17 protein-coding genes are annotated in these 17,447 nt (G+C 48.6%); 11 read left to right on the forward strand and 6 right to left on the reverse strand.

What is annotated here, in order from left to right; genetic code table 11:
• Positions 1 to 23: 23 nt before the first annotated feature.
• Together trhA and LRP50_RS20745 are read right to left on the reverse strand one after the other, a co-directional pair.
• The gene (gene trhA / locus LRP50_RS20740) at positions 24 to 674 is read right to left on the reverse strand and encodes a PAQR family membrane homeostasis protein TrhA (protein WP_274166353.1); all 651 of its coding nucleotides are present in this window, start codon (positions 672 to 674) and stop codon (positions 24 to 26) included.
• 97 nt (positions 675 to 771) lie between these two features.
• Positions 772 to 1,566 carry a sporulation protein gene (locus LRP50_RS20745; protein WP_274166354.1) on the reverse strand — a complete coding sequence of 265 codons (795 nt, stop codon included), beginning with the start codon at positions 1,564 to 1,566 and terminating at the stop codon, positions 772 to 774.
• A gap of 169 nt (positions 1,567 to 1,735) precedes the next feature.
• On the opposite strand from LRP50_RS20745, the gene LRP50_RS20750 reads away from it, so the two are divergent.
• From LRP50_RS20750 to LRP50_RS20775, 6 genes are all read left to right on the forward strand, one after another.
• Complete coding sequence (locus tag LRP50_RS20750; RefSeq protein WP_274166355.1) at positions 1,736 to 2,761, forward strand: GGDEF domain-containing protein; 1,026 nt, start codon at positions 1,736 to 1,738, stop codon at positions 2,759 to 2,761.
• 204 nt (positions 2,762 to 2,965) lie between these two features.
• Complete coding sequence (locus LRP50_RS20755; protein ID WP_274166356.1) at positions 2,966 to 3,139, forward strand: hypothetical protein; 174 nt, start codon at positions 2,966 to 2,968, stop codon at positions 3,137 to 3,139.
• A 105-nt stretch (positions 3,140 to 3,244) separates the two neighbouring features.
• Entirely contained in the window at positions 3,245 to 3,511 is a 267-nt protein-coding gene (locus LRP50_RS20760; protein WP_274166357.1) for a YihD family protein, read from the forward strand.
• A 250-nt stretch (positions 3,512 to 3,761) separates the two neighbouring features.
• Positions 3,762 to 5,189 carry a cytochrome c oxidase accessory protein CcoG gene (gene ccoG, locus LRP50_RS20765; protein WP_274166358.1) on the forward strand — a complete coding sequence of 476 codons (1,428 nt, stop codon included), beginning with the start codon at positions 3,762 to 3,764 and terminating at the stop codon, positions 5,187 to 5,189.
• Positions 5,190 to 5,316: 127 nt separating this feature from the next.
• Entirely contained in the window at positions 5,317 to 6,303 is a 987-nt protein-coding gene (locus LRP50_RS20770; protein WP_274166359.1) for a serine/threonine protein kinase, read from the forward strand.
• A 36-nt stretch (positions 6,304 to 6,339) separates the two neighbouring features.
• The gene (locus LRP50_RS20775) at positions 6,340 to 6,942 is read left to right on the forward strand and encodes a thiol:disulfide interchange protein DsbA/DsbL (RefSeq protein ID WP_274166360.1); all 603 of its coding nucleotides are present in this window, start codon (positions 6,340 to 6,342) and stop codon (positions 6,940 to 6,942) included.
• A gap of 56 nt (positions 6,943 to 6,998) precedes the next feature.
• Here LRP50_RS20775 and LRP50_RS20780 read toward each other — a convergent pair whose 3' ends face one another.
• Entirely contained in the window at positions 6,999 to 7,913 is a 915-nt protein-coding gene (locus LRP50_RS20780; protein WP_274166361.1) for an acyltransferase, read from the reverse strand.
• Positions 7,914 to 8,046: 133 nt separating this feature from the next.
• Positions 8,047 to 9,573 (reverse strand): YifB family Mg chelatase-like AAA ATPase, encoded by a 1,527-nt coding sequence (locus LRP50_RS20785; protein WP_274166362.1) that lies wholly within the window; start codon positions 9,571 to 9,573, stop codon positions 8,047 to 8,049.
• A 457-nt stretch (positions 9,574 to 10,030) separates the two neighbouring features.
• Here LRP50_RS20785 and ilvG point away from each other — a divergent pair, with 457 nt between their 5' ends.
• The 5 genes from ilvG to ilvA are packed head-to-tail and all read left to right on the forward strand — an operon-like array spanning position 10,031 to position 16,307.
• Entirely contained in the window at positions 10,031 to 11,677 is a 1,647-nt protein-coding gene (gene ilvG, locus LRP50_RS20790; protein ID WP_274166363.1) for an acetolactate synthase 2 catalytic subunit, read from the forward strand.
• The gene (gene ilvM / locus LRP50_RS20795; protein ID WP_274166364.1) at positions 11,674 to 11,916 is read left to right on the forward strand and encodes an acetolactate synthase 2 small subunit; all 243 of its coding nucleotides are present in this window, start codon (positions 11,674 to 11,676) and stop codon (positions 11,914 to 11,916) included. Before ilvG ends, ilvM begins: the two co-directional genes overlap by 4 nt.
• Before the next feature lie 30 nt (positions 11,917 to 11,946).
• On the forward strand, positions 11,947 to 12,882 hold the full coding sequence (locus LRP50_RS20800) for a branched-chain amino acid transaminase (protein WP_274166365.1): 936 nt from the start codon (positions 11,947 to 11,949) through the stop codon (positions 12,880 to 12,882).
• Positions 12,883 to 12,903: 21 nt separating this feature from the next.
• The gene (gene ilvD / locus LRP50_RS20805) at positions 12,904 to 14,745 is read left to right on the forward strand and encodes a dihydroxy-acid dehydratase (protein WP_274166366.1); all 1,842 of its coding nucleotides are present in this window, start codon (positions 12,904 to 12,906) and stop codon (positions 14,743 to 14,745) included.
• 2 nt (positions 14,746 to 14,747) lie between these two features.
• On the forward strand, positions 14,748 to 16,307 hold the full coding sequence (gene ilvA, locus LRP50_RS20810; protein ID WP_274166367.1) for a threonine ammonia-lyase, biosynthetic: 1,560 nt from the start codon (positions 14,748 to 14,750) through the stop codon (positions 16,305 to 16,307).
• Between the two features lie 54 nt (positions 16,308 to 16,361).
• Here ilvA and LRP50_RS20815 read toward each other — a convergent pair whose 3' ends face one another.
• Both LRP50_RS20815 and LRP50_RS20820 read right to left on the reverse strand, forming a co-directional pair.
• The gene (locus tag LRP50_RS20815) at positions 16,362 to 16,733 is read right to left on the reverse strand and encodes a helix-turn-helix domain-containing protein (RefSeq protein ID WP_274166368.1); all 372 of its coding nucleotides are present in this window, start codon (positions 16,731 to 16,733) and stop codon (positions 16,362 to 16,364) included.
• A gap of 227 nt (positions 16,734 to 16,960) precedes the next feature.
• A complete protein-coding gene (locus LRP50_RS20820; protein WP_016960921.1) occupies positions 16,961 to 17,332 on the reverse strand; it encodes a helix-turn-helix transcriptional regulator in 372 nt (123 codons plus the stop codon).
• Positions 17,333 to 17,447 lie beyond the last annotated feature (115 nt).

Below are 17,447 nucleotides of genomic sequence, written 5' to 3' on the forward strand. Positions count from 1 at the left end.
AGCGCCGTTGGATATATACAGCGCTAAACGTAGAAATAAATCGCCAGAAAATGCAAAACCGTGCCGCCCAATACAAACAAATGCCAAATCGCGTGGTTATAAGGGATAGTGCGCTTAACATAGAAGATAACGCCAAGCGAATAGACCAATCCACCCAGTGCGAGTAACACTAAACCTGCCGTTGGGATTGCGTAGGCAAGCTGATAAATCACCACGACAGACAACCATCCCATTGCCAGATATGTCGCGAGGGAGAGTGATTTAAAACGATAAACAAAGGCTATCTTTAGAATGATGCCAACAAAGGCAATACCCCAAATCAATGCCATGACGCCAATCGCCAGTGGTGTGTGCAAGCCGATCAGCATGAACGGTGTGTAAGTCCCTGCGATCAATAAATAAATCGCACAATGATCGAATGTCTTTAACGCACGTTTCGCTTTTTCTGAAGGAATGGCGTGATACAGGGTCGAAGCCAAATACAAAGTGATGATGCTGGCACCATAAACGCTGTAGCTCACAAAGGTCAGCGTATCTGCATGCTCTCCTATCGCTTTTGCTAGCAATAAAATCAATGCCACAATACCAAACACCACACCCAGCCCATGGCTGATGCTACTAGCAATTTCTTCCTTCACAGAATATGAAGGCGAAGCGGGAGCACTGGTCGTCATGAATTCAATCGTCCTTCTCGCAAATACGTCGCAAACGCGGCGTCAGTGATACTGAAAACGAGTATGACACATTTAAGCTTACACGTGTACGCTTAAATTATTCTTCAATTTTATCCAACAATATGTCGATTTCTCGACGAGCTAGCTCTGCCGTTGCGTCCGGCGAAATAGTGAGCGAGCGCTCCACTTTATTGGCGCCAACCAAACGCCCTAGCGCATCTCCAAGCCCTTCACCTTGTCGATATAGGGTTAACGCGAGGTGCAATCCTTTATCATCACAACTCGAAACTAACTCTATGCGCTGTAACAGCTCCACCAGGCGACCCGAAACCGGCGCCAGCTCAATACGTTGCTCAAAAGGCAATGACGACCGTTCAACATCTTGATTGCTGACTTTCTCTATTCGGCAGCCCACGGCTTCAAAACCTTCCAGCACAGCATTGAAACACGCACTCGGGCCAATCGAAAAAAAAGTCTTCGATGAGGCATCTTTACCCATTGGAATATCTAGGTTTGCGACCACCCACACTTTGCCATCCCCCATCGTGAGCGGTGTATGACGAGGGATCTGACATTGCGTATCAAATTGGCGTACTTCTCCAGGCTGCAACGTGAAGGTGTCAGGCAGCTGCCACTTGGCGAGGGAATATGTCATTCGTCGTCTCTGACGTTTACGTCCTTGTTCACCCGTTGTGCGAATTTGCTCCCATCCCATGTAATCACAACAAAGCTCAAACGAAATCGTATCAATCGGTTGTGGCGTACTCCCGCCCGTTATTGTCACTTCGATGGTCGTGGTTTCACCTTGCATGAATGTTTCTTTAGGCATGATGAGTGCAACCTCGGCACTGCCAACGCCGACTTTCGCTAGCGCTTTTTTAAACCATCCCATTGTTATTACTCCTGCTTTTTTACTTCCCAGTATTCATGCGCATTAACCCATTGAGACATTCAACATCAACGCTACCGTCACATCTTCTTCTTAAATTCAACTAAGATTATAAAACTGGTAGTCAGTGAAGGTATTTATCTCACTTGATACAACGGAGAAAAAGCCAGCTATGTCAAAAGATAATTTTGCGCTATCTACAGGATATTTAAAGAAAGTTGTTCCCTTACTAATGAAACACCAAGTGCCAGCGACACCGACCAATTATGCCCTATGGTATACCTATGTGGCGGACTCAGACACCGACCTCTCGTGGCACATTAATGAATCAATACAAGCGACAGGTACGCTCAGCGAAACACAGTGTGAGCAGCTATATCAATCTCACTTTGCGGATAAAAAAGTCAAGGAAGCGGATGATTTCCAGCAAAGCTTACAGGCTTTAGCATTGGAAATGGGCAACACCATGGAAGATACGCTCAAAGACACTGATACATTTCAAAACACGTTAGATAAGACCTTCTCCCAACTCTCGCGCGTCGGCGAAGAAACATTGTCAATGGATGAAACTATCGCCGTTGTTCGAAGTGCCGTTAAAGGGTCAAACCAAATTCGCCAATCGACAAGTTTCTTTAAAAACCAATTGGCTGATGCACAAAGAGAAATCGCACGGCTTAAAGAGACATTGGCACAAGCTAACGAAGAAGCGTTGCATGATGCATTGACAGGCATATTCAATAGACGAGCCTTTGACTCAGAGTTAGGCGCACTCGCCAACAGCCCGCCACCAAAAGGCTTTTCATTGCTACTTTGCGATCTCGACCACTTTAAGAATTTCAATGATACCTATGGTCACTTAATGGGTGATCAGGTACTCAAGCTCACCGCAAAGCGATTGTCGGATTACTGCCGTGAAGGCATTCAAGCCTTTCGCTATGGTGGTGAAGAGTTCGCTTTGCTTGTGCCAAACCGTCAATTGAAGGGCGCTTGCCGTGTGGCAGAAACCATTCGGGCGAGCATCGATAAATTGGTCATTAAAGACAAAAAAACCAGCAAAAAACTCGACAACATCACTGTGTCTATCGGCGTTGCTCAATTTGACAAAGGGGATAGCATTCGCAGCATGATTGCTCGTGCTGATGCCCAGTTGTACGAAGCAAAAAACCTCGGAAGAAATCGGGTCATGCCGATTCCTTAACCCCGTAAACTGTTCAAGAAAAAGCCGTGAATACGGCTTTTTAATTTTTTTTAACTTGGTGCTTTTTTAAACAATCTGTTTTTGATATGCTCCGCGCGAAATTTCATTTCAGAGTGGAATTACAGCAAGGCTATCAGCCATCGGAACCCCTGAATCACTCTGCTATCAACCTCGTCATGGATGCGCGAAAACTGAGAAACTTAAATGCGCCCTGTTACTGTTCGCACCGTTCGTGTTACTCGTACCCCAGCACGTATGCGCTCTACTTCGTTTGCTCCAACGTTTAAAGCATCATCAAAAACATCGACGCCTGATCTGACATTGATCCGCCCAACCCCAGTGTTAAACAACGAAGAGCCTACTGGCGAAGCGGCATAAGACGACATAGCTTGCACATAGTGATTCTGGTACTGTATGGCGAATAAGCCATATAAAAACCAAGGCTATTTTTTAACACTGTGTTAGCCCAAATTGGAGTCATCAATGAAATGTCATCGCGTTAACGAACTGATAGAACTGCTTCACCCAGAATGGCAGAAAGAACCCGAGCTGAATCTGATGCAAATGATCGGCAAACTCGCCAAAGAAGCGGGTTATGAAGGTCAACTGGATGCACTCACTGATGATGTGCTGATCTATCACCTGAAAATGCGTAACAGCAGCAAGGATGAAATGATCCCAGGTCTCGCGAAAGATTGTGAGAATGACTTCAAAACGGCAATATTGCGAGCACGTGGCATTATCAGCTAATCTCGCCACAGAATTCCAGACAGAAAGCGAAGCTAGACAGCTTCGCTTTTTTATTACAATACAATCATCTGTTACACGTCATCAGCACTTACGTCGACCAATTTTCCACCATACGCACAGAATTCTTTGCATCCACTACGGTATAATCTACGGTCTAATATTGATGTAAATTCTAATCAAAAGATGCGTGGGCAACGTACCCAAGCAAATTAACCGGGAGAACCGGTTTGACCCAAGGAATGCAAGTGTCATGAGCAAGGATAAAATAGACGTCAAAGACGTTACTCCCAAAGAGTTTAACCCAAAAACCCACAAAGGCAGCGGCGACCGCTTTAACCCCAGCAATCGTATTTACGTGCGAGAAGCCAAAGGGATATACCAGAAACTCCGCCAAAAAATGGGCTGGTTTTTCATGCTGCTTTTCGTTCTCACGCCGTGGATTCAGTATGGCGACAGACAAGCCATCTTGATTGATATTGGCAAACAACAATTCAATTTTTTCGGCACAACCTTGTGGCCACAAGATCTAACACTGCTCGCTTCGGTATTAATGATCGCTGCGTTTGGCCTTTTCTTTATCACCACCTTTTTAGGCCGCGTCTGGTGTGGATACCTTTGTCCTCAAACGGTGTGGACCTTCATCTATATTTGGTTTGAAGAAAAGCTAGAAGGCCCCGCCAATAAACGACGCTCTCAAGACCAAAAGCCAATGACATCAGGCTTGTTCGCCAGAAAAACCGTGAAGCACCTTTGTTGGTTTGCTGTGGCACTGCTGACAGGCCTAACTTTTGTCGGCTACTTTGTTCCCGTCAAAACCCTGTTCATTGAATTTTTCACCTTCTCAAGTAGCTTCTGGATTGTTTTCTGGGTCTTATTCTTCAGTGTGTGTACTTACGGCAATGCTGGCTGGATGCGCTCTATCATGTGTATTCACATGTGTCCGTACGCCCGTTTTCAGTCCGCGATGTTCGATAAAGACACTTTCATTGTGGGTTATGACAAAGAACGAGGCGAAGCGCGCGGTCCAAGGCCTCGTAAGAAAGACCCGAAAGAGTTGGGATTAGGGGACTGCATTGACTGCAATCTTTGTGTGCAAGTGTGCCCAACGGGCATCGATATTCGCGATGGTTTGCAGTATGAGTGCATCAACTGCGGTGCCTGTGTCGATGCGTGTGATGCAACCATGGAGCGCATGAACTACGCCAAGGGCCTGATCAGCTATACCACTGAGCACAAACTTGAAGGACATAAAGTCGATATCATGCGCCCTAAACTCTTAGGCTATGGTGCAGTTATGGTAGCGATGTGTGTCCTATTCTTCTACCTATTGTCCGCCGTGCAGCCAATGCGCCTCGATGTGATAAGAGACCGAGCACAGCTGTTTAAAACCAATAGCGATGGCTTAATTGAGAATACATACACCTTGAAAATTCTCAATAAAACCCAGCAGCCAGAAACTTACAACCTCTCTGTATCAGGGATTGATGGCATCGAATGGTATGGGAAACAACAGGTCTCTTTAAAAGCGGGCGAAATATTTACCTTACCCGTGAGCCTAGCGATTGACCCGTATGAACTGACAACACCGGTGACTAACATCATGTTTGTGCTTGAACGACAGTCGGGTGATGATCAGAAATCCGTGCAAACAGAAAGTCGTTTTATCAGCAAACTGTAATTATTAACGTTGTTCAAAGGGCGCATCATTGCGCCCTTTTTCATTGCCGCACATTTTTCACCGTAATCATCACCCACGCCATGTTCTCTGATACCATCGCGTATCATCACCCACACGAAGTGATCCTATGAGCGACGCGCAATTTAACTACCAACAACTGACCCCCGACACGCTGCTCAATGCACTCGAGTCGGTCGGCATTCGTCCTGAGTCTGGTTTACTGGCGCTAAACAGCTATGAGAACCGCGTCTATCAGTTTCAAGATGAAGAACGTCGCCGTCTGGTGACCAAGTTTTATCGCCCACAACGCTGGAGCGATGAGCAAATCCTCGAAGAGCATCAATTCGCCCTTGATTTAGAAGACGCCGACATTCCTGTGGCAGCTCCTATGCAGCTCAACGGAACCACCCTGTTCACTTACGACGGCTATCGTTTTGCGGTTTTCCCCAGTGTTGGTGGACGTTCGTTTGAAGTGGACAACTGGGATCAGCTTGAAATGGTGGGGCGCTTTCTGGGGCGTATTCATCAAGTGGGTACAAGCAATCCATTTATTCATCGCCCAACATTGGGTCTTGAAGAATATGTCCTGCAGCCTCGCCGCGAGCTCGAAAACAGTACGTTCATTCCAATGCATCTCGAAAACAGCTTTTTTTCTGATCTCGATCGATTGATTGGCGTACTGACATCGCAATGGAACAATCAGTGGCCGAGTATTCGTCTTCATGGCGACTGCCACCCAAGCAATATTCTGTGGCGAGATGGGCCAATGTTCGTCGATCTCGACGATGCGCGAAACGGACCCGCCATTCAGGACATCTGGATGTTACTCAATGGCGATCGAGGTGATCGACTCGCACAACTCGATACCATTGCGGAAGCCTACTCGGAATTCCACGATTTTCCGCATCAACAGTTGCAACTTATTGAACCTTTGCGTGGTCTCAGAATGGTGCACTACATGGCGTGGCTGGCAAAACGTTGGCAAGATCCTGCATTTCCTCGTGCATTTCCTTGGTTTGCTGAGGCAAAATACTGGGAAAATCAGGTCCTCGCCTTTAAAGAACAATTAGCGGCACTAGAGGAACCCGTGCTGTCACTAACGCCTCAATGGTAGGCCGAATAATAACAATACCCAGGGAGAAAGAACGTTATGTTGAAAAAATTGTTAGCCTTTGCAGCAGTCACTATGCTGGCATTTTCGGCACATGCAGCACGCTTTAATGCGGGTGAAGATTATCAAGTATTGGATTTGCCAAAAACCGAGTCGCCAACCGTGACCGAATTCTTTTCTTTCTACTGTCCGCATTGCAACAAAAGCCAAGGCTTGATGGCAGAACTGAAAAAGCAGATCCCAGAGAATGTCGCCTTTAACAAGAACCATGTTTCTTTTATGGGTGGCAATATGGGTAAATCGCTAAGCAAAGCGCAAGCAACTGCGGTTATGCTCGGCGTGGAAGACAAAATGATGCCGGTAATTTTCAACCGTATTCACCTTCTGCAAAAACCACCACGTGATGATGAAGAGCTACGTCAGATGTTCATTGATGAAGGCGTAGACGCCGCGCAATATGACGGCACCTTCAACAGCTTTGCTGCAAACGCAATGGCAAACCGCTTTGATAAAGCATTCCAAGCATCAGGCCTTCGTGGTGTGCCTGCGGTTATCGTTAACGGTAGATACCACGTGACTCCGAAAACCATCAAATCCACTGATGATTACTTTGCGCTGGTGAACTTCCTGCTTACGCAATAAGAAATTCAGATATAAAAAAGGGCCTATTGGCCCTTTTTTTGTTTCTCGCCCAGCAATTACGCTGCATTCGATTCTCGCGATGAGTCTATGTATTGGTGAACGCCTTCACCATAGATAGCACTTAGCTCACTGTCTTTCTCTTGCCAATGTTGATAAAGCCACTGCTGAAAATCACGCTTAAAGGCTTTGTCATTAAAGTAATCCCCCGTGACCTGAGCATCAACTGGCAAGGAATCAATCCGAACGACAATCTTTTTCATCTTCCCAGATAGCAGCGCTTTAAAAGGCAACACTCGGTTTTCCGGATAGGCGACGGTGACATTAATAATGGCATCAAATTGATCGCCCATTGCACCCAAGGTGTAGGCAATACCACCCGTTTTTGGCGCAAGGAGATGAGTAAACGGCGAACAAGTTTGGCGGTGTTTTTCAGGCGTAAAACGCGTTCCTTCCACAAAATTGACGACAGTTGTGGGGGTTTGACGAAAGCGCTCACACGATTTTCGCGTTGTGGCTAAATCACGCCCGCGCTTGTGTGGATGCTTAAGTAAATACTGACGTGAGTAACGTTTCATAAAAGGCATATCCACCGCCCAACAGGCTACCCCTAAAAACGGGACATACAAAAGCTCCTGCTTAAGGAAAAACTTCGCCATTGGAATACGGTTACGAAACACGGAGAAAACAACCACAATGTCCGTCCAGCTTAGGTGATTGCAAATCAGCAAGTACCAGCCTTCTTTACTGAGAGATTCCCCGCCTTGCACGTCCCATTCTACCGAGGAGGTCAGATTCAACATTTTGTGATTAAGCGTTGCCCAGACCCACATGACCCCGTTACTGATCCGCGTAATTGCTCTTTGCGCCGCAGTAAAAGGCAGTATCAGTTTGATGAGCGCCAATAGACAGAGAAACAAAGCGCTCACTGCCGTATTGAGGCTGACAAAAAGCAGGTTCAGGAGCAAAACCAAATCAATTATCCCTAAGCGGAAAATGCAGAATTCATCGAAGCCGTATGATACGACGCTGAAATAGAAAACACCATTCAGTTACACGCAGTGACTCAAGGTCAAAGGTTTCACCACCAATCACCCGCTCGCTTTCCTAACTTGCCAATGAGGTCAACTGTTTGAGTAATCGGTCCATGGCTCGATAGCCTAAAGCTTCTGCAAGGTGTCCACGTTGAATGTCTTGCTCGCCGGAAAGATCGGCAATGGTACGCGCCACTTTGATGATGCGATGATACGCCCGAATTGACAGCCCTAAGCGATGTAGCGCGGTCTCAAGAAAATCCGCATCCGCTTTTGATAGCGGACAATAGGTTTCAATTTCACGACTCGACAGCAAACAATTGACCTTACCTGCACGCGCGAGCATCACGGCACGTGCGCGTTCTATCCGCGCTTTAACCACGCTGGTCGGTTCGCCGCGATCCCCCCCTTCCGCCAAGGTGCCTCGAGGCAAAGCAGGTATCTCAATGGATAAATCAAAGCGATCTAAAAATGGGCCAGACAAACGATTCAAGTAACGCAATGTGGCCTGCGGGTTAGATCGTGCCAACTGTCCTTCATAGTGACCCGTTGGACTTGGGTTTAGCGCCCCGACTAACTGAAAGCGAGAAGGGAAAAGGGTTTTACTGTTGGCTCGAGAGATCATGACTTCGCCTGACTCTAATGGCTCTCTCAACGAATCTAAGACTTTGCGTTCGAACTCGGGCATCTCATCAAGAAAAAGAATGCCATTGTGCGCCAAAGAGATTTCGCCCGGTTTCGGCACAGTACCTCCGCCCACCAACGCAGCCATGGAGCTAGAATGGTGAGGCGAACGAAACGGTCGCTGACGCCAATTCCCCTCATGAAGCGGACGCTCTGTCAGAGAAGTAATGGCTGCGGTTTCAAGTGCCTCGGTATCACTCATGGGCGGAAGCAAATCCGCCATTCTCGACGCCAACATGGTTTTACCCGTCCCTGGTGGGCCCAAAAATAGCAAATTATGGGATCCAGCGGCTGAGATCTCTAGCGCGCGTTTGCCTTGTTGCTGACCAATAATGTCTTGCAGACAACGATGGTTTTCGTGCGTGACGGTCTCCATGTTGTCTGGCTCTTTTAACGATAAGTGACCTTGACCACTGAGATGTCGACACACAGCATTGAGATCAGGCGCGGATAAATGCGTATCTCGCCCCACCAGCGCAACTTGGCCTCCGTTATCATCCGGCACCACTAAACGTCGCCCTGCCTCGCGACAAACAACCGCAGCGGGCAATGTGCCTTTCACGGCACGAAGCTGTCCTGAGAGCGCAAGTTCTCCAACAAACTCGTGTTGATTGAGTGTCGTCATTGGAATTTGACCAGAAGCCGCCAACACGCCAAGCGCGATAGGTAAGTCAAATCGCCCGCCATCTTTGGGCAAGTCAGCAGGCGCAAGGTTGACAGTGATACGCCGGGCAGGAAATTCGAAGCCGGAATTCACGATGGCACTACGCACGCGATCTCGCGCTTCTTTTACCGTCGTCTCAGCCAATCCAACCAAGTTGAAGGCAGGAAGACCATTACTGATATGAACTTCAACGGTCACTTGTGGTGCGCCGACACCGACACAAGCCCGGCTTTGAATAATGGCAAGATTCATAACGCCCCGTAGCTATCTATTTAACTATCAACTAGTTAAGTGCATAAAGAGATAGTATTACTGCATTACGATGCTAAAAAAGTAAAAACTGGTCAGTTTTTACTTGTCATGCGACGAACGTCTGTGATACCACTAGGGGCAGACAACAAGTATGCAAACAAACATTGACATAAACGCTCATCACCTAACATTCGGTGGTTAACGTAAGAGAAAAAATGAATTTATCAACTCGCGCCCTCGTCATTATTATTTCAATTATCGTGGTGGTACTACCGCGAGGGGCAGCGACGTTTAGAAAGTAACAAAAACATCGCAACCAGCCCCCGCATCGAAAGGTTCGGGGGCTTTTTAACATTGGAAGTCCGGTTGTAAACGCATAAGGAAAACGCGGTATGGAAACACCACAGGAAGCAGGGCAACAGCGCTTCTCTCTCAATTCAACAGAGGGGAAGCTCAAATGACAGGTGCACAGTTAGTAGTAAGCGCATTGCGCGAGCAAGGCGTAGAAACCATCTTCGGTTACCCAGGCGGCGCTATCATGCCCGTTTACGATGCCCTTTATGACGGTGGCCTTGATCACGTACTTTGTCGCCATGAACAAGGTGCTGCGATGGCTGCTATCGGTTATGCACGTTCAACTGGCGGTGTGGGCGTCTGCCTTGCCACCTCCGGCCCTGGTGCGACCAACCTGATCACCGGCCTCGCTGATGCCATGATGGACTCCGTGCCTATTGTCGCTATCACAGGTCAAGTCGCCAGCCCCCTTATCGGTACCGATGCCTTTCAAGAAGTCGACGTACTCGGCCTTTCCCTTGCGTGTACCAAACACAGTTTTCTGGTAACTGATCAACGTGATTTAGCCAAAACCCTGGCAGAAGCCTTTGTGGTTGCTAAAGAAGGCCGTCCCGGCCCTGTGCTGGTGGATATCGCTAAAGATGTTCAACTCGGACAGATCGACGAGACAACCGCGCCGAACATTCCTTTGCCTTCCGCACCAAACGTGTCAGTCACATCACTGCAAGAAGCCAACGCGCTGATTGCCGCAAGCAAGCAGCCTATCGTGTATGTCGGCGGGGGTGTTCAATTGGCACACGCAACAGACACGCTGCGCCAATTTCTGAATCACAGCCAAATCCCTGCAACCTGCACATTAAAAGGGTTAGGGTCGGTACATCGCGATTACCCGTACTACTTAGGTATGTTAGGTATGCATGGCACAAAAGCCGCTAACCTCGCGGTTCAACAATCCGATCTCTTGATTGCAATTGGTGCTCGCTTTGATGACCGCGTGACCGGAAAGCTCGATACCTTCGCACCGAATGCGACCGTGGTGCACATCGATATTGATGCCGCAGAGTTTAATAAGCTTCGCCGTGCAAACGTCCCTCTTCGCGGCGATCTGAATGTCGTCTTACCACAGCTTGGTGAGCCCGCTGATATCTCCGAGTGGCAAGAGAGCATCGACACCATGATGAAAGATTTCGGTTGGCGATATGATCATCCGGGCGACGCCATCTATGCGCCGCTGCTGTTAAAGCAACTTTCTGACATGATGCCAGATTCAACCGTGGTCGCGACCGATGTAGGGCAACACCAAATGTGGGTTGCTCAGCACGTACAACCACGTCGCCCTGAAAACTTACTGACATCAGCAGGGCTCGGCACCATGGGCTTTGGCTTACCCGCCGCCATGGGCGCAAAAATGGCAAGGCCAAAAGATCAGGTTGTATTAGTTTCGGGAGATGGTTCATTTATGATGAACGTTCAAGAGCTAGGAACCTTAAAACGACGTAATATACCCGTCAAAATGGTGCTGTTGGATAATCAGCGCTTAGGGATGGTTCGTCAGTGGCAGGAGCTGTTTTTCGACAAACGCTTTAGCGAAACCAATTTGTCTGACAACCCGGATTTTGTCACGCTCGCAAGCGCGTTCAACATTCCTGGGAAGACCATCACCTGTAAAGAAGAGGTCATCCCTGCTCTGCAAGAGATGATGGCCAGTGACACAGCCTACCTGCTGCATGTTGCTATCTCAGAGGAAGAGAACGTATGGCCGCTGGTTCCACCCGGCGCCGCCAACCAGGATATGTTGGAGAGAACATGAGCCAATCACATACCCTCATTATTGAAGCGGACGATAAGCCTGAATTGTTGGAGCGATTGCTTCGCATCGTGCGTCACCGTGGCTTTCGCCTTACCCGCTTAGACATGCATCATACAGACAGTAATGATGTGGTTGAAATTACCCTGAAGGTGGAAAGCACTCGCCCTGTTACCAACCTTCATAGCCAATTAGACAAATTATGGGATGTCTCACACGTACGTCTGCTCCCGCAAGAATAACTGTAGTGCGTTACTAAAAAGGATGAATACATGGCAAACACAGCGGATTATATTTGGTCTAACGGTGAACTCATTCCTTGGCAAGATGCCACGGTTCACGTTCTGACTCACGCGATGCATTATGGTACCTCGGTGTTCGAAGGCATTCGTTGCTATGACACCCCGAACGGCCCTATCGTTTTCCGCCATCGTGAGCACATGCAGCGTCTGAAAGACAGTGCAAAAATCTACCGTTTCCCGATCCCATACAGCGTCGATGAGCTGATGGAAGCCTGTCGTGAAACCCTTCGCGCCAACAAACTCAACTCCGCCTACATTCGTCCATTGGGCTTTGTCGGCAATGTGGGTTTAGGTGTTTGCCCACCGCCAGAAACTGAAATGGATCTGATCATTGCCGCTTTCGGCTGGGGGTCTTACCTCGGCGAAGAAGCGCTAGCAAACGGTGTGGATGCGATGATTTCAAGCTGGAACCGCGCAGCACCAAACACCATTCCAACCGCCGCAAAAGCAGGGGGTAACTACCTATCTAGCTTGCTCGTTGGTGGTGAAGCACGTCGCCACGGCTATGCTGAAGGTATTGCATTGAGTGTTGATGGTTACCTCTCAGAAGGTGCTGGCGAAAACTTGTTTGTGGTACGAAATGGCGTTATTTCTACGCCACCTGCCACCAGCGCAATTTTGCCTGGCATCACGCGTGATTCCATCATGATCCTTGCTCGTGACATGGGTTATGAAGTGCGCGAAGAAAATATCGCACGTGAAGCGCTGTACCTTGCCGATGAAGTGTTCATGACAGGCACAGCCGCTGAAATAGTACCGGTTCGCAGCGTTGACCAAATCACCGTGGGTGAAGGCGCGCGTGGCCCAATTACAGAAAAAGTGCAATCCGCATTCTTTGGCCTGTTCAACGGCCAAACAGAAGACAAGTGGGGATGGCTCGATCCGGTCTCTCCGGAAGCCAAATAAGCAGTAAAAGAGGACAAGGAAATGCCTAAGTATCGTTCAGCCACCACCACACACGGTCGCAACATGGCCGGCGCACGCGCCCTTTGGCGTGCCACTGGCGTGAAAGATGAAGATTTCGGAAAACCCATCATTGCCGTCGTGAACTCTTTTACCCAGTTCGTACCGGGACACGTTCACCTAAAAGACATGGGCCAACTCGTTGCACGTGAGATTGAAGAAGCTGGCGGTATCGCCAAAGAATTCAATACTATCGCCGTCGATGATGGTATCGCAATGGGTCACGGCGGCATGCTTTATAGCCTGCCATCACGTGAACTGATTGCTGATTCCGTGGAATACATGGTCAATGCACACTGTGCGGATGCCATGGTCTGTATTTCGAACTGTGACAAAATCACCCCCGGAATGTTGATGGCTGCCATGCGCATCAACATCCCCGTGATCTTTGTTTCTGGCGGCCCAATGGAAGCGGGTAAAACCAAGCTTTCTGATCAGATCTTAAAATTAGATCTGGTGGATGCCATGATCCAAGGCGCCGATCCAAAAGTCTCAGACGAGCAAAGCGAGCAGATCGAACGATCAGCCTGCCCAACGTGTGGTTCATGCTCAGGCATGTTCACCGCTAACTCCATGAACTGCTTGACTGAAGCGCTGGGCCTTAGCCAACCCGGTAACGGTTCAATGCTGGCAACCCACGCTGATCGCGAACAGTTGTTCCTAAAAGCGGGTCAGCGCATTGTTGATTTAACCAAGCGCTACTACGAACAAGACGATGCATCGGTATTGCCACGTAATATCGCAAGTCGTGCCGCCTTTGAGAACGCCACCGCGCTCGACATCGCGATGGGTGGTTCAAGTAACACCGTGCTTCACCTTATCGCTGCTGCGCAAGAAGGTGAGATTGATTTCGACATGGATGATATCGACCGCATGTCTCGTCGTGTTCCTCATCTTTGTAAAGTGGCTCCGTCTACCCAGCAATACCACATGGAAGACGTTCACCGTGCGGGCGGCGTTATCGCCATCTTGGGCGAATTGGCACGTGCCAATCTGCTCAATACCGACGTACCGACCGTCTTGGGTCAAACCATGGCTGACACCATTGCGCAATACGACATCATGGTGACCGAAGACGAAGATGTGAAAACCTTCTTCCGTGCTGGCCCTGCGGGCATTCGCACCACCAAAGCCTTCTCACAAGATTGTCGCTGGGATACCGTCGATGATGACCGAGTTAACGGTTGTATCCGTACTCGTGAAAATGCGTTCAGCCAAGAAGGCGGCCTTGCCGTGCTGAGTGGCAACCTCGCCGCAGATGGCTGTATCGTTAAAACTGCGGGTGTAGACGAAGAGAACCTGGTTTTCCGAGGCCCTGCTCATGTCTTCGAAGCGCAAGAAGATGCGGTTAACGGCATTCTGTCTGGCGCAGTAAAAGCAGGTGAAGTGGTTGTTATTCGTTACGAAGGTCCGAAAGGCGGCCCGGGTATGCAAGAAATGCTCTACCCAACCACCTATCTGAAATCCATGGGCTTAGGTAAAGCGTGTGCGTTAATCACCGATGGTCGCTTCTCTGGCGGTACCAGTGGTTTGTCTATCGGTCACGTTTCTCCAGAAGCAGCGAGTGGCGGTACGATCGGTTTGGTGAAGCAAGGCGACATCATTGCCATTGATATCCCTAACCGTTCAATTGTGCTGGAAGTGGATGACGCCGAACTGGCTACCCGTCGCGCAGAAACGGATGCGCGTGGTTGGAAACCCGTTTCACGTGAACGCGTTGTCTCATTGGCCCTTAAAGCCTATGCAAGCCTTGCAACCAGTGCCGATAAAGGTGCTGTTCGCGATAAAAGCAAACTGGAGGGGTAATCATGACGCAGGCCCACCAAAAAACTCAAGACGTTGCACCGCTCAGTAATGCCGATTACCTGCGCGATATTTTACGCGCACCTGTGTATGAAGTGGCGATTGTTAGTCCTTTGCAGGACATGCCACGAATTTCCCAGCGATTGGGTAATACCATTCAACTGAAGCGTGAAGACCGCCAACCGGTGCATTCGTTTAAGTTGCGTGGTGCTTACAACATGATGTCTCAACTGACTGACACGCAGAAAAAAGCAGGCGTAATTGCCGCTTCTGCAGGAAATCACGCTCAGGGCGTTGCGATGTCTAGCAGCAAACTGGGCGTGAAAGCCACGATCGTGATGCCAAGAACTACCCCAGACATCAAAGTCGCCGCAGTGCGCAGCTTTGGTGGCAATGTGGTGTTGCATGGCAATAACTTTGATGAAGCCAAAGCCAAGGCCGTAGAACTTTCAGAAGAATACGGCTACACCTTTGTGCCACCTTTTGATCACCCGTCTATCATTGCGGGGCAAGGTACCATTGGCATGGAAATGCTGCAGCAAAATGGTCACCTTGATTACATCTTCCTGCCCGTAGGCGGCGGTGGTATCGCCGCAGGTGTCGCTGTCATCATCAAACAGCTCATGCCACACGTAAAACTCATTGCCGTGGAAGCGGAAGACTCCGCATGCCTCAAAGCGGCATTAGAAGCGGGCGAGCCCGTCACGCTAGAGAATGTGGGTACGTTCGCTGACGGTGTTGCCGTAAAACGCATTGGTGATGAATCGTTCCGTGTTTGCCAAGAACACCTTGATGACATCATTACTGTCTCTAGCGATGAGATATGCGCAGCGGTAAAAGATATTTTCGAAGACACACGCGCTATCTCAGAGCCTGCAGGTGCACTGTCACTGGCTGGCCTGAAACGTTATGTCGAGCAGCATCAACTTAAAGACAAGAACCTTGCAGCTATCCTGTCAGGCGCTAACACAAATTTCCACAGTCTTCGTTACGTGTCTGAACGCGCGGAGCTGGGTGAAAAGCGTGAAGGTTTGTTAGCAGTGACTATTCCTGAACGTACGGGTGCGTTTCTGGACTTCTGCAAAGTGCTTGGGGGTCGAGCAGTTACCGAGTTTAACTATCGCCACAGTGATGATGCCGAAGCAAATATCTTTGTTGGCGTGCGTTTGCTCAATGGCCAGGAAGAGCTTGATAGTATCATCGCTGATCTGCGGAAAGGTGGGTATGCGGTCGAAGACCTCTCAGACGACGAAATGGCGAAGGTTCACGTTCGCTACATGATTGGCGGGCGACCAACCAAAGTCATGAAAGAGCGTTTGTATAGCTTCGAGTTTCCAGAATACCCAGGTGCACTGCTGCGTTTTCTCAACACACTGGGCACACATTGGAACATCAGCATCTTTAACTACCGCAACCACGGTGCCGACTATGGGCGCGTATTGTGTGGTTTTGAGCTTGAAGAAGCCGATCTGCTGTCATTTACCACGCATCTACGTGAGCTTGGTTATTCGTGGAAAGATGAATCGGAAAACCCGTCATATCGATTCTTTCTTGCCAAGCAATAGCCTAAATAAACGCGTTGTTAGCAAAAAGCCCAGCGAAAGCTGGGCTTTTTATTTTTAAGCATCGTTATCCGATGACTTCATGATCACCATGTACTCTGCCAATAACAAAGCCTGATCCATCACGAGATTACGCGCCGAAAGCGGGAGTTGATTGAATAAAAATAGTAAGTTATTCAAATCATCTCTGTGTGTAAACGCGATATCACTTCGCGTACTTTCACCGTATAAAAACCAATTTAACGGACGACCAGTTACGTCGGCTATAGTAACAAGTGAAGAGACTTTAGGTTCCGTCTTGCCTGACTCAATATCTAAATAAGTCTGCCGCGCAACATCAAGATGTTGCGCCATTTCCACTTGCGTGATCTCTCGATACTCTCGCGCTTCTCTGATGCGCTGTGCAACGTGAGATTTGACAATCAACATCGTATCTTGCCCCACAACTCTTCGTCACAGTGTCAGGTTTACACCGTTTCACTGTCACACTCTCTACTGCTAGATCCTGCATTATGCACAGCGCAGTCATGTTCACATGTAAAGCATTGTTGAATTGTGAATCTAGGCTGTCGTTGCCTAAGCCAAATGACAAGGCTTTAATGCAAAACCTATTTTGGCAGGCAAGGCTGGGCGAAGCCTACCAAGTAAGTGAGTGCTTAACCTCTTTGGGCCGATTTGGAATAATTGACCAAGAACGATGCCATGTTAACGCTCTGATTAAGAATCGCTGTACGCGCTTCGTGAGGCAATTTAGAAAAGTGCTCTAGGAGGCGGTTAACGTCTTGCTTGTACTGCACATCATGCAGTTCAACGTCCGCGTCACCATACACAAACCAAACCAATGGGCGTTCGGTAATTTCGGCAATTTCAGACAACATACGAACACGAGGTTCTGTTTTGCCTGTTTCAATGTCTAAATACGTTTGGCGCGCTACATCCAGTAGTTTTGCCATTTTCACCTGAGTGATCCCTTTCCACTCACGGGCTTCTTTAATGCGTTTTGCTACTTGTGATTTCGAGTCGATCATACTTCACTCCCTACGACTTACAGCTTTGGTTGTTGTTGTGCTGCTTTATCGACAATATGCACAATGTGCGCCAACTATTTAGACAAAATAAATAGCAATATAATTCATAGAGTTA

The organism is Enterovibrio gelatinilyticus, from assembly GCF_028683095.1.
Classification (GTDB): domain Bacteria; phylum Pseudomonadota; class Gammaproteobacteria; order Enterobacterales; family Vibrionaceae; genus Enterovibrio; species Enterovibrio gelatinilyticus.